Annotated in this window: 12 protein-coding genes; 7 read left to right on the forward strand and 5 right to left on the reverse strand. The window is 38.3% G+C overall.

The annotated features are described in order from the left end of the window. Positions 1-2: 2 nt before the first annotated feature. The 5 genes from V7K98_RS13270 (at position 3) to V7K98_RS13290 (ending at position 2,874) form a co-directional block, all read left to right on the forward strand. Positions 3-908 (forward strand): hypothetical protein, encoded by a 906-nt coding sequence (locus tag V7K98_RS13270; RefSeq protein WP_335022440.1) that lies wholly within the window; start codon positions 3-5, stop codon positions 906-908. 28 nt (positions 909-936) lie between these two features. After that, positions 937-1,107: a hypothetical protein gene (locus V7K98_RS13275; RefSeq protein ID WP_335022442.1), complete on the forward strand. Its 171-nt coding sequence runs from the start codon at positions 937-939 to the stop codon at positions 1,105-1,107. A gap of 165 nt (positions 1,108-1,272) precedes the next feature. Next, positions 1,273-1,587, forward strand: a complete 315-nt coding sequence (locus V7K98_RS13280; RefSeq protein ID WP_335022444.1) for a hypothetical protein — start codon at positions 1,273-1,275, stop codon at positions 1,585-1,587. A gap of 21 nt (positions 1,588-1,608) precedes the next feature. Further along, the gene (locus tag V7K98_RS13285; RefSeq protein ID WP_335022446.1) at positions 1,609-2,040 is read left to right on the forward strand and encodes a DUF2752 domain-containing protein; all 432 of its coding nucleotides are present in this window, start codon (positions 1,609-1,611) and stop codon (positions 2,038-2,040) included. Between the two features lie 54 nt (positions 2,041-2,094). Continuing rightward, the gene (locus V7K98_RS13290) at positions 2,095-2,874 is read left to right on the forward strand and encodes a DUF928 domain-containing protein (RefSeq protein WP_335022448.1); all 780 of its coding nucleotides are present in this window, start codon (positions 2,095-2,097) and stop codon (positions 2,872-2,874) included. A 128-nt stretch (positions 2,875-3,002) separates the two neighbouring features. Here V7K98_RS13290 and V7K98_RS13295 read toward each other — a convergent pair whose 3' ends face one another. Continuing rightward, a complete protein-coding gene (locus V7K98_RS13295; RefSeq protein ID WP_335022449.1) occupies positions 3,003-5,645 on the reverse strand; it encodes a CHAT domain-containing protein in 2,643 nt (880 codons plus the stop codon). 202 nt (positions 5,646-5,847) lie between these two features. Between V7K98_RS13295 and V7K98_RS13300 the strand changes: the two genes are divergently transcribed. Further along, positions 5,848-8,643 (forward strand): two-partner secretion domain-containing protein, encoded by a 2,796-nt coding sequence (locus V7K98_RS13300; protein WP_335022451.1) that lies wholly within the window; start codon positions 5,848-5,850, stop codon positions 8,641-8,643. A 79-nt stretch (positions 8,644-8,722) separates the two neighbouring features. Here the strand turns inward: V7K98_RS13300 and V7K98_RS13305 are convergent, their stop codons facing one another. After that, positions 8,723-10,099: a cytochrome P450 gene (locus V7K98_RS13305; protein WP_335022453.1), complete on the reverse strand. Its 1,377-nt coding sequence runs from the start codon at positions 10,097-10,099 to the stop codon at positions 8,723-8,725. Positions 10,100-10,170: 71 nt separating this feature from the next. Between V7K98_RS13305 and V7K98_RS13310 the strand changes: the two genes are divergently transcribed. Continuing rightward, positions 10,171-10,293, forward strand: coding sequence for a hypothetical protein (locus V7K98_RS13310; protein ID WP_335022455.1), 123 nt, complete (start codon positions 10,171-10,173; stop codon positions 10,291-10,293). Between the two features lie 145 nt (positions 10,294-10,438). Here V7K98_RS13310 and V7K98_RS13315 read toward each other — a convergent pair whose 3' ends face one another. From V7K98_RS13315 to V7K98_RS13325, 3 genes are all read right to left on the reverse strand, one after another. Next, positions 10,439-10,837 (reverse strand): hypothetical protein, encoded by a 399-nt coding sequence (locus tag V7K98_RS13315; protein WP_335022457.1) that lies wholly within the window; start codon positions 10,835-10,837, stop codon positions 10,439-10,441. Positions 10,838-10,917: 80 nt separating this feature from the next. Next, a complete protein-coding gene (locus tag V7K98_RS13320) occupies positions 10,918-12,309 on the reverse strand; it encodes a cytochrome P450 (protein WP_335022459.1) in 1,392 nt (463 codons plus the stop codon). Positions 12,310-12,489: 180 nt separating this feature from the next. Continuing rightward, complete coding sequence (locus tag V7K98_RS13325) at positions 12,490-13,734, reverse strand: MFS transporter (protein WP_335022461.1); 1,245 nt, start codon at positions 13,732-13,734, stop codon at positions 12,490-12,492. Positions 13,735-13,741: the final 7 nt, after the last annotated feature.

The following is a 13,741-nucleotide window of genomic DNA, read 5'->3' on the forward strand; positions in this document are numbered from 1 at the left end:
TTATGACTAAAAGCCATCGGATTAATCGGATTAACTGGACTTTAATTTTAGGTATTCCTAGTGCATTAGCAGCCCTAGCAAGTGTATTGACTTTTGTAATTAGTAAAGATTTTAGATGTAATGTTACACATTTAGTAGGTATTAAGTCTGCTCAATGTGCAGATAATCCCATAGCACCTAATATTAATCTACTCGTATCAACAGAATCAGGAGAGCCTATAGAAAATGCTAAAGTTGAATTTATAGGTATTGATAATCCTGAACCTAGATACACTGATAATTCTGGTTTTGTAGCGGCTCAAATTAAAAATGAAGGATTTATTATAGTTCGTGTAAGAGCTAAAAATTATCCTACACAAAACACCACTATTAATGTGAATACACAGCAAGTTACCACCAGAGAAATTCGGTTGAGTCAAAGTGGTACACCAGCAGTTAAAGACCTTAATCCTACGCCCACATCTATACCCACACCTACCCCTACGCCTACTCCTATTGCTGCTACAACACCTATTTCTACAAATCCTGCTCCTGCTGTATTACCTATTACCGAAGTATGGGGTTCTGTAACGTTTCAATTAGATTCTTGTACAAGAAAAAAAAGTAATATTGTCAGCTGTCATTTTTCACTTATAAGCACCCAAGATATTAATTTTCAAATGTCTTTAGCTAATTTTACAAGAATAGTTGACGGTTCAAATAATCCTTACTACGTAAACAAAGGTTATAGTGGGAAATTAGCAGCCGGGGTTAATAACGATTTGCCTTTGAATATGGTAAAGGATGCCCATTCTAACGTTATTATCGACTTTGCAGGAGTACCAGATTCAGTTTCACAAGCTTTTTTATTAAACGTAAGGCTTAATGGTGGAAATAATCTAGAGTTTAGAAATATACCCATCCAGTAACATCCAAATACCAAGGTCATTTTTTTGTATGGGTAGAAAAAATTCGGCAATATGTGATTTGGGTTGTGGCGATCGCATCATGCCAATAATTTTTGATATCTTACCATATTCAACGCCATACAAATACCCTATGTACAAACGTTGGATTGCAATGGCAACGATATGCAACCAGATTGGCACAAAGGTGCAATCTAATTAGCAGAAACGGCTAGCAAATTCTCAGGTCAATTATTTATTGTATTAATTAAACGCGATCGCAATGAAATTTACACTTATTTCTTTGCAACACCACAACAACAAGTCTACGAACACGAATCAGTTTTTGTCCAATTATTTGTTCACTTAACCATAAGGAGTATGAGATATGGCAAAGGAAGCCTCAGCCGCAACTACAGTAATGTCGGTAATTTCGCTAGTTTTTGGAATTATAGGTTTGTTAGCATCCTTCATTCCATGCCTTGGAACATTTGCCATCTGGCTGGCATTGCCATCTTCTGTTTTAGCTGGAATAGCTACTTACTTGGCTTACTCCAAGGCAGAGTCGAAGGTGTTTCCCTTAGTAGCACTTACTATCAGTTGTATTGGTCTAGTAATTTCTGGTACTCAAATTGTTGCATTAAATGGTGCTACTCATAGCATTCAAGATGGTCTTCAGCAAGGCCTTCAACAAAGACGTTAAAAAGCAATAATCGTTGTAATTGTGAATTTCTTTAAGTTCTTACCGGACATCTACAGAGAGTATCGATATGTCAACTACGGCTTACTTATACTCGCTGTGATTTTTTTACTCTACCCGCTTGGGGTTTCTATTCCCGGCGAGGTAGAGCCTTATCTCCCCTTCGAGTTACCTACGGTTCCAAGTTATATTGCCACAAATTATCCCCATGTACCCTGTTCAAGTTGCGGTTTAACACGAAGTGTTGTTTCTCTGTATCATTTTGATCTAGATGCTGCCTTCGCTTTTAATAAAGCGGGAATTTTAATTGTAGCTTTAGCGATCGCTCAATTTTTGCTCAGGTTTCCGTTATTGTTCTGGAAATCTTCAGGACTTTGTTGGTTTGACTTGATTCAGTTAATTGCTTGTGGCTTAGTTATTCGGGTGGTTCTAGATACAAGTATAATTCTTAGATAGTAATTTTCAACTGATTGAAACGCTAATATAGTCTGCGATCGCACACCAGTAGCCATGAGTAAGTATTTCTGCGTCATTCGACAATCTTTGACTAGCAAACTGCTGCTTAGTTGCACTTTTATACTATATTTAACACTGGCAACTACAGCCATAGCCACCTACAAATCACCTCCAAATCCTTCTAGTCCTAGAACCCCTACAGGTTCAAATAGTAGTAGAACTAATGAATGTACGGGAAATGAAAAGACAAGTCTCACAGTACTTGCTCCTTTTGCTTATGTTGGACAAACGGTTTCTTTGCAACCGACATTTGCTTGGTTTGTACCAAATTCTCAAAGTCGGGATATTGAATTTAGTCTTTATAAGTATGTAAACGGCAAACCTCATCAGATTGGCAAAATACCAATGCAAAGTTCGCCAGGAATCATGACATTTTCGCTTGCTGATAAACAAATTAGTCTAGCGGTGGGACAAAGGTATTTATGGCAAGTCGCTTTGTTATGTAACCCGAACCATCCTTCAGAGGATTTAATTGCTAGTGCTGAAATTGAAGTTGTCGCCATATCACCTAAGTTAAAAAATCAGATTTCGCAGACAAAAGAATTCTGGAAACGTTCAGATTTATATGCTGAACAAGGATTGTGGTATGATGCACTAACTGAAACACTCAATAATCCTCAAAATAAAGCATCTATTTTAAATTTATTGGCAGAACTCAGTCAGTTAGAAAAAGAAGCAAGTGGCAAAGTTACAGAACCAAACCATAAGCAAGATTTAGACCAACAAGTTTTACGACTGCAACAAATTATAAATGCTGAACAAGCCTTAAAGTAATTGATAACTCGTAATTCGTAATTCGTAATTTAAAGACTGTTTGGGACTAGTGCTACACTTGATTTATCAATTTAGATTCCTGACTTCTTGAATAAGTCGGGAATCTGTGAATGAGCAGACACTCATCTCTACAACCAATTTCCTATTAAAATTAAAGGCGACCAGTAAACAGGGTGAGTAAATTGCCCTGCTCCTATCTTTCCTGTAATCAATTCTATTTGAGCAGATTGCAAAGCCTCTGCTTTACTTATACTAGGATTATTTAACAATTTATTATAGAAATTAATGGCAATTGTTGCTGTAGAGTTATCTTGAATTGCCCACAGAGATGCTAAGGCACTTTTCGCTCCCGCCTGGACTGCAACTCCTGCTAATCCTAGTGCAGAACGTTCATCTCCTGCTGCTGTTTGGCAAGCAGTTAAGGTTAATAGTTCTAATAACTTATTATTGCGAGTAACTTTACGAATTTGCTCTTCTAATTTCTGAAATGAGAGTTTCTCATTTTTACCTGTGACAATGAATGTATCTTCTGGAACAGCCCCAAATTTGCCATGTGTGGCAATGTGGATAATTGCATAGGCTTGTTTATCGAGTTCTTGATTTAGGCGATCGCTGGTAAAATCATCATTAAGTAGTTTCTTTCCGTGAATGCTCGCTAAGACTCCATCTATTTCTTTACTAACATCAGCAAGGGGTGCTAATATCTGACCATCAATAGTAGCATTGACAGTTAAACCCAATGCAAGTACCCGCAATTCTTGTCTATCTAAAGGTTTAATATCAGTCAGGTTTAAAGTGGGAATTGTGGCGATCGCATATTTTTGAATCAAATATTTATTGCCATCAAAAAGTGCAGCCATCGGGACACTTCGTAATATGCCATCTTGCACAAATACTAATGTTTTAATATTAAACTGCTGGAGTTCTTTAGTAAAAGGCTCAATTAACCAATCATAGATTTGTTTTGCTATTGTAGTGTCATAGTCAATATGAGCATCACGCAGTGCTTCTAAACTTCTGCGAAATGTATTTATATTCTTGATAAAATCTTCTCGTTTAATAGAAATCGACTTCACATAATTTTGACCTTTTGGCAGGGTTAAAACTACTGCAGTCTTATTTTCCAAGATAATAGTGTTTATAAAAGCAGTTGTCTGATTAGCAATTTCTGCAATGTTTTTTTGCTGAGATGAAACAATAACACAATCGTTACCAAAATAGTTTTGTAATTCTGCTAATCTTAGCGAGTCCATCGTCGTGAGAATCGAATCCAAATTATGTTTACTATCTTGGGAAACTAACGATTTATTTGCAGTTTGTCGTGATTCTTCCAAACTCAATCTCAATCCTACTAACTCGCGGTAAATTGGCTCAATCGTATCTCGAAAATCAAATTGAATATCTCGATTTGCCGTTAAAATATCACGACGAATAGTCTCTAGAGTGTTAGTTGCTCGTTCATAAGCCCAAATCGCTGCATCTGGTTTTCCCAAGGCTTGTAAAATGCGTCCTGTTTGCCACTCCCACAGATATAAACTATCCTGTGCTTTTAAGCCTTGTTCGGCCGCTAATCTGGCTTTATGGGTAATTTCCAGAGCTTTTGAGTATTCTTGGCGACATTCATATATGTGTCCTAGTTCTCCAAAAGCAAATGATTCAGCCCGAAAATCTTCGATTCTATGGGCTATTGTCACTGCTTGATTGAGTAGGGATGTTGCTTTAACTAATGCATCAGGTTTCAGACAGCTAATTCTAAACGATTTTGCTTCACTGGTAATAGGTTCCAATAAATGCACCAAGTCGATAGCTGCATACACACGCCTTCGATTTTCAGGCAGACGTTCTAGAAGGTTAATTGCTTGTTGTAGGCTGCTTGCTGCCTTAGTGGTGGCATTTTGGCGGTAATATGTGGGGATGATTTGTAAGTGCGATCGCATTTCACCTGCAACATCATTCTGAATGCTGGCTAAATCTAAACTTTGCCGCAGGTAATTCAAAGCCGTGGTATCTTCTTGTTGAGCATCATCCAAGAGTTTTTTCCCATCATCACCCCTTTGTTTCGCTGAATCTGCTTGTCGATGCTTAACTAAAGCCTGACTAATATGTGCATTACCCAAACTATTAAGAACTGAAACACGCAACGCAGATATATTAAATTTATTAACAATATTTAGACTTTTTTCGAGATGTATGATGGCTGACTTATAATCTCCTGTCAGTCGATTAGCATCACCCAAACTTCCCCAAGCTGCGGCTTCACCGATGAAATCTTTATGAATTTGGGCAATTTCTAAAGCGCTGTCACTGCTGCAATTACTTTTTTGATCAGGATTGCATAAAAGTGCGATCGCTTGCAAGGGTTGTCCTAAACTACTATACACCTGGGCAAGTTCGGTGAGCGATCGCCCCACTTGCTGCAAATTTTCCACTTGGCGATAGTAAGCAATAACTTGCTTCCAGTGGATAATTGCTTGTTCGCTTTGTCCAATTTCCTGATAAACCCGCGCCAAGTTTTCTCGAACAATCACTTCTGTCGCAGCATTGTGATTTTGTTGGTAAATATTTACAGCTTTCTCCCAGATAGTAATAGCTGCTTTCACATCTCCAACTTGGTAAAGTTCAAGCCCTTGCTGTACCAGTTGATTTTCATCAGGAGACTGGGCGCTGACTACTCCTGCAAATTCCAGTGGCGTGATTGTTTTTGGTAAATTACCCAGCCATAAGCAAAATGTCAAACTACACAGAAATATAGATAGTAGCCAACCAGGCACTCTGAATTTATGATTTTTATTTCCGATCAAAAAAATTTTACTTATAGGCTGAAATTTTAGCACAGTACATTTACGGTAAAGATTTTATAAAGATAGTTTTGTATTTTAGCTATAATTTAGTATATTTACTCTGAATAATCAATCAGATCCCCGACTTCTTTAAGAAGTCGGGGATCTTAATACTTTCGCGCAATCATAAATCGTGCAAAAAATTATAAAGATTCTCACACAACTAGGTCTAATAAGTTGGCTGGTTTGGATTGTACCTGGAAAATCAGTCTTAGCTCAGAGTAGCAATATTGTTCCAGATGATACTCTTAAATCCGAAAGTTCTCTAGTGCAACAAAACTTCTTTGGTCTGCCGATAGAATTAATTCAAGGAGGAGCAATTAGAGGTGCTAATTTATTCCACAGCTTTCGGGAGTTTAATGTCAGCGAAGGACGAAGTGCTTATTTTATTATTCCTAGCGCTGACATTCAAAATATTTTGGCACGGGTGACAGGAAAAAACCCTTCTGAGATTTTTGGCGTTTTGGGTACTCTTAAAAGTGACTTTACTCCTTCCAACGCCAATTTATTTTTAATTAATCCCAATGGCATTATTTTTGGTAAAAATGGTAGCCTAAATGTTGGTGGTTCATTCGTTGCTACCACTGCCGATGCTGTACAGTTTAATAACCAAGGAATTTTCAGCGCTTCTACTCCCGAAGTTCCGCAACTTTTAACGATTAACCCTTCGGCTTTTTTGTTTAATCAAATACAACCTGCATCAATTATTAATCAGTCAAGAGGAGCAAATATTTATTCAAATGCAAGTACAGGAATTACTGCTTACTATGGTAAAAGCATATTATTCTTAGGCGGTAATGTCATTTTGGATGGAGGCATAATCACAGCTTTTGCTGGAAAAGTTGAAGTAGGAGGATTGGCTGAAAAGGGTAGTGTTGGATTAAATATAAATGGGGATAATCTCGATTTAATATTCCCGACAAATGTTGCTAAAGCAGATATTTTTTTAACTAATCAAGCACTCATCAATACTTATGCTTTTGTTGGTGGTGAAATTCAGTTAGTAGGTAATAATATCAAAATTGCTGGACAATCTGAAATTGGTTCAGGAAGCCTTAGTAATCAAAATAGCCGAGACATAAAAATTCAAGCATCACAGTTAGATATTTCTGAAGAATCTCATATTGATACACTTAAATATGCTGCTGGAACGGGCGGAAATATTATCATTGATACCCAAAATCTCAATATGTCTGGTGCTTCTGGCATCGATACAAATACAGAAGCTGCTGGAAAGGGCGGAGATATTATCATTAATACCCAAAACCTCAATATGTCTGGTGTTACTGGTATTCCTGTCATTGGGACAAATACAGACGGGGCTGGAAATAGCGGAGATATTTTAATTAATACAGAAAACTTGAACATGAATTTGGCTGCTGTTGTCACTGGAACTTATGGCGGACAGGGTAATGCAGGTAATGTATCAATACAAGCTACTAATTCTGTCAACTTGAATAATAGTACATTATCTACTTCCTCTTTTGGGTTAGGTAACTCAACTACTCAAGGTGCTGGAGGAAATATTATGATTTCTGCTAAAACGTTAAATCTGAAAAATGTATCAGCTATTGCAACTATCAGCTTTTTGGGACAAGGAAATCCCGGTGATATAACGCTCAAAATTTCCGATTCTATCAATTTGTCAAATAGTGAAATATCTGGTACTTCTTTTAGTGCTGCATCAGGCGGTAATATTAATATCGAAACCGATAATTTCAATATAAGTGATGGTGGCCAATTAATTAATAGTAGTTTTGACCCTATCAGCAACAGTTATTTAGATATTTTAGCGAAAATAAATAATTCTTTAGATCCAGTAGTTCAGCAGAATATACTTGCTATATTACCACAATTAATTAATAATATTAATTTGCAGAATACACAAAATCTCGGTCAGTCAAATTCTGGAAATATCAATATTCGGGCGACAAAATCATTAGTAATGACTGGTATATCATCTACTGACAAAAACCGTCATAACCTGATATCAACTGAAACTCAAGGTGCAGGAAAAGCCGGAACTCTCACCATACAAACAGGAGAATTCATTGCTAGCGATGGTTCAGTACTTTCAACCCAAACTACAAGTTCAGGGGATGGAGGTAATTTAATCCTGAAAGCTAACGCAGTTGAGTTAACTGATAATTCACAAATTGCGGCACTGAGTCAAGGCACAGGCAAAGCAGGTAATATCAATTTGAGTATTGCAAAAAACTTCAGTGCAACTAATAGTCAAATCCTGACATCCTCTATACAATCTTCTGGAGGAAGCATCAATCTTACTGCCAAAAATATCCATCTTTTTGGTAATAGTGACATTCGCACAAATGTTTTTAATGGTGCTGGTGGAGGCGGTAATATTACCCTCACTGCTAACTCAATTATTGCCCTTAATGACAGTGATATTCTCTCATTTGCGCGTGATGGCAAAGGCGGCGATATTAGGTTTAATACCAGCGCATTTCTCAGTTCTCCGCTTTATCGCCCTACTCCATTCACCACTGATGTTGCTACTATCAACAAGCTTGATGGCAATCAACAAGTCGATGTCAATGCTAGCGGTGCAGTTTCTGGAACCATTACGGGAGTACCTGACATCAGCTTTCTGCAAAACAGTTTGACAGAACTCCCGAAAAATGTGATTGATACTAACGCAATAATTGCTAATAGTTGCATTGCTAGACGCAAAAATCAACCAGGTGGGACTTTTTTTGTTACAGGTTCTGGTGGCTTACCTGAACGTCCTGGTGATGCACCCCTTCCACCGTATCCTACTGGAATTTTGCGGTCTGTACCTAGTAAAAACAATTCGCCTATAAGTAATGTTACCCCTCCCAAATGGAAAATTGGCGACCCGATTGTCGAACCGCAAGGAATGTATCAACTACCAAATGGGAAGAGGATTTTGAGTCGGGAATGTTCTTAATTAACAGCAAGTTCTTATTTTATAAGCACTAAAATGCTTACTAAAAATAATCAGATTAACAAATAGATGTGTTCGCGCACTAAATTAAGTTGGCGAGTAACTCTGGCGATCGCTCTTGTTTTTGACGCTGACCAAGCATTATCATCTTCAACGAAGCCGGAGGAAAATTAGCACCGCGACGTTGTGGTTTTACTGGTTCTTGTGAAGCTAGAGATAGTTGATAATGTGACAATATTGTTGCCAATACCAGCTTCATTTCAAACATAGCTAAAGCTTCACCAGGACAGCGACGGGTACCTCCACCAAAAGGTAGAAATTCATAAGAAGAGAATTGTTTTTCTAAGAAGCGTTCGGGCTTAAATTCTTGAGGTTGTGGATACAAGTCTTCGCGTTGATGCGTTGAATAAATACCAACTCTTAACAATGTACCTGGACTTAACTCATAGCCCATTACTTCAATTGGAGATTCCACTAGCCTTGGTAATGTAACTAGCTGAGTTGGATAAAGTCGTAGTGCTTCATTACAGACAGCATTTAAGTAAGGCAATTGAACAATGCTCATCGGATCTGGAGATTCACCAAGGCTATCTAGTTCTTGGAGCAATTTCTCACGGACTGTAGGCACATGATGAGTCGAGTATAATAACCAAGAAATTCCTGTGGCTGCCGCATCTCGACCACCGAGTAGTAATGTGAGAAAGAGATCCCGCATATCTTGATTTGTTAGCTGTTCACCTGTTTCATCACGAGCCAATATAAGTTCCGAAAGCAGATTAGTGGGAAGCAAGTCTGATTTTTGGCGACGTTCGTTAATTTCTCCATAGAGCAAATCATCCAATTGTCGTTGGAGACTAAGAAAGTATCCCCACGGACTCCATCGACCTAAATCCCGTTGTAGTGGAGGTAAAGATGCAAAGATTTCCCACAAAGGAGTTCTGGCGAAATTTAACAAAGCTGGAATTGCTTGTATAAGTTGTTGGTAACGTTCTCCTTCATTCAAACCACACCAAACTTTTATCAGTACTTGTAGGGTAATAGTTTGGATAGTAGGGAATAGTAAAAAAGATTGACCAATTGCTTGCTCTTTGATGACTGTTTTTGTCAGTTCACAGATTTGCTGTCCGTAGGAATGAATACGCGCACCATGAAAGGCAGGCATCATCAGTTTCCGTCGATGTTGGTGGCGCAGTCCATCAAGCAGGAGTAATCCATTGTTCCCTATTAAGGGAGCTACAATTTGTTGTAACTTACCAGGAGCTGTAATCTCCTTCGTTTTGGTAAAAATCTGCTTAATTCCGTCTGGGTTGCTCACTAAAACTGTCGGTGTATGACCAAAATTTATGGTGCAGATATCGCCATAATCCTTGGCAAGAGCATCCATATAGCCTAAAGGATCAGATCCGAATTTAATATTGTTTAAGAAAGCTGAAGTTTTCGGTCCTTGAGGTAGTTTCATCGGTATTCTGAGTTGGTAATTTTTAGAAATTAAGCTGGTATCAAGCTAGTACAAAAAGGCTGAAGTATGAAATGAATAAACTCGTACAGCGAGCTTTTCAAAGATTTGGAATGGGTGGTTTATTTACGCCTACCTGTACTAGTGCGATCGCATTGCCAATAGAAAAACATATCGGTATACTTAAACAAAAATAATGTAGACATATCAAAGCCAAGCTTAGACACAACCAAACAGAAAGCTTTATAAATTCCTATAGATGTACAGAAAAGACTATGAAAATCTATCTTTCGCCTACACGCTTAAACTTATTTTAAAAACTGTGTCCAAATTTCCCCGCTATCATATACTTTGACTACAACGAATTCTAAACCATTCTTCTGCTTTATCTAAACTATAAAATAGTTCGCAATCGCATCCAAATACACGCTTTCCTGCTCCTTTCAAGATTATTCGTTTTAGGAAAGACTCCATACTAGGAGAAGTAATCATAGCTATACCCAAGCAATATTTCTCAAGTTCTTTCTTGTGTACACGCAGCCAATCACTTTCCATTTTTTCGCCAGCTTTCGATTTTCGAGGCTTACTACCCAGGTATTGAAAAGCAAAGCCTATGCGCTCTTGATGATTGACGAGATGTGTAAAGCGAGTAAGATATTTTTGAGCATCCTGTTCAGTCACTTCCTCACCAATTTGGATTATGCAATATGATTGTTCTAGTTTTTCGATGATATTGATCATAGAGTTTTTCTCTTTTATCTTACTGTTGATAGCAATCCAATATTGATCGCAAAATATTAGATGAAAAAAGTAGTCTCACATTAATGATTAACGTTAGTAGCCAACTGTATTGGTAATGAATTGCTAGTAGTTCCTGAGCGCTGTCCGAGCAAAACCATTTTCAAGCCACTGGCAGGAAGGAAGTTAATACCATTGCGCTTGGGCCGTTCTGGTTTCTGAGTCGCTAGTTCTAATTGGTATCCTAAAATAATCTTTGCCAATACTAGTTTCATTTCAAATATGACCAAAGTAGCACCCATACAGTAACGCTCACCAACACCAAAGGGGAAAAATTCGTAGGGAGAGAATTGCTTTTCTAGAAATCGCTCTGGTCTAAATTGCTTGGCATCTGGGTATAAATCCTCTCTTTGATGAGTCAGATAAATATTCCCAATTACCACTGTACCAGGACTCAATTCATAGCCCATCAACTCGATTGTTGATTCTACCCGTCGAGGAAAAGTAAATACTTGAGTCGGATAGAGTCTCAGGGCTTCATTGCAGACAGCACTGAGGTAAGGTAATCGGACGATACTCATAATATCTGGTGACTCTCCAAGGCTGTTGAGTTCTTGGAGCAATTTCTCACGAACTGCGGGTAGATGATGAGTCCAGTACAAAGACCAGCTAATTGCAGCTGTAGTTGCATCACGTCCAGCAAATAAAGGTGCAAGCATGAGGTCATGTATCTCTTCATTGCTTAGAGGTTCATTGGCTTCATCTTTAGCTGAAACTAGTAATGAGAGGAGATTATTGCTAGAAAAATCTTGTTGTTGACGACATTTATCAATTTCGGCATAAAGCAGTTGTTGTAATCGCTGCTTGATACGGAGAAAGTATCCCCAAGGACTCCATGAACCAAAATCACGTCGCAGAAACGGTATAGATACAGATAACTCCCAGAAGGGATACTGCGTAGAATTCAGCAAAGAGTCCAGTTCCTTCTCTATTTTTTCGTATTGTTCCCCTTCATGCAAGCCCAACACAGCTTCCAAAATTACCTTCAAGGTCAAAATTTCCATCGTGTTGTAGGCTGAGAAGGGTTTGCCAATTGTCTGTTTACTCATAACCTCATCTGTCAGGTCATAAATACGTTGTCCATAAGCTTGTATTCGCGTACCATGAAAGGCGGGCAACATGATCTGACGACGATTTTTGTGTTTTAAGCCATCGAGTTGAAGTATTCCTTTTTCTCCTGATGTATGAGCCGCATTTCTGTTTAACTCTCCTGGGGCTGCAATATTTTTATTGGTGTAAATCTCTTTAATTCCCTCTGGATGGCTAACAAAGACTGTAGGTGTATCAACAATTAATGACAAGGTGAAGATGTCACCATAAAGTTTACTTGTAGCTTCTAGATACCCAAGAGGGTCAGACATCAATCGAATCATCTGTAATACAGGAGGAGTTTTTGGCCCTTGAGGTGGTTTCATGACTATTATGAATTGCTGATTGGTTTTAGATAAAATCTGGTTGATATTTGGATGTATCTTCAACAAGATGTCAAGTTTACAAAGAGTCATCAAGCATTCAAGTCATACTAATTGTTCTTATTTAATATTTGTTTGATTGAGATTTAAGTAAAAAATTATATGGGAAATTAAATATAATTTTTATTTAAATATAACTGGCGATCGCTGTTGAGTTTCAGTACTGACAAAAACTTTATTAATTATCATGATATCGAGGAGAGTAATACCGATGCCGATTGCAAATACTCCCTTGTAGCTAACTATCTGCGCTAGCAAACCGCTGATAGCTGAGGCACCGATAGTACCAAAATAAAGGAATGAAGTTTGAACAGTAAAATCTGTGCCAGCAGTTGCTAACTGGCTCTTATCCATGATGATAGTAAACACAGTAGTAGCTGCTGCACCAAGAGTTATTTGCACGCTGATACCTACCAAGTAAAGTATCGGCAAATTGGTGATGCCAAAGGCTGGTAAAAAGTAAGCAGTCATTGCGATCGCATAAAGTAAGCCAAATAAAATTAGCGATCGCTTCCTTCCTAAAGGTGCAATCAAAAAACCAGCAGCGATCGCACCAATGATTCCCGCAGTATGACTCACAACTCCCATTAACCAACCGATATCTGCCAAAGATAGCCCAATATCCACCAATAATGGACGAAACATGGTGTTTGCCATATTGCCACCAGCCAAATACAGCGACAAAATCAACAACCAACTCCATTTTCTGCGATCGCGGTAAGGATTGATTAGAGTCCTAAAATAACTCTTAACGATCCCTGAAGTCTGCAATTCTTTCACATTCGGTATTTGTTGCTCTTGGTGTAGCAGTACAGGAATCAGTGCTAAAATCATCACTCCGGCCAAAAGCAGCAGACTTATTCTCCATCCCCAGTAATTGAACAAGATCAGCATTCCCCCACCACCAATCATTGCACCAAGATTGTGACCGGAAGTTTGTATTGCATTTCCCAAACCTCGATCTTGTGGTTCCAACAATCCCACAGCCAAAGCATCTGTAGCGATATCTTGACTTGAAGAAAACAGACACATTAGTAATACACAAACTAACAAACCAGTAAAGTTTGTCTCAATATCAAAAAAGGCACAAACAACCGTCAGAGTAGCAACTAAGAGTTGAAAGAAGATAATCCAAAATCGGTAATGTCCCCAACGAGTAAAGCCATAACGATCGATCAGAGGAGACCACAAAAATTTCAGAATCAACGGTAGAGCTATCAGTGAGAGTAAACCGATAGCATCAAGATTCACTCCCTGCTGACGCAGGAACACTGGCAAAGCTTGTAAAAGAAACATAATCGGAATGTACTGTGATATGTACAAACTGGCGAGTAATCCTAGCTTATTCAGACTTTGAGTGTTCTTCATTGTGGTG

Source organism: Nostoc sp., from assembly GCF_036917435.1.
Classification (GTDB): Bacteria; Cyanobacteriota; Cyanobacteriia; order Cyanobacteriales; family Nostocaceae; genus Nostoc.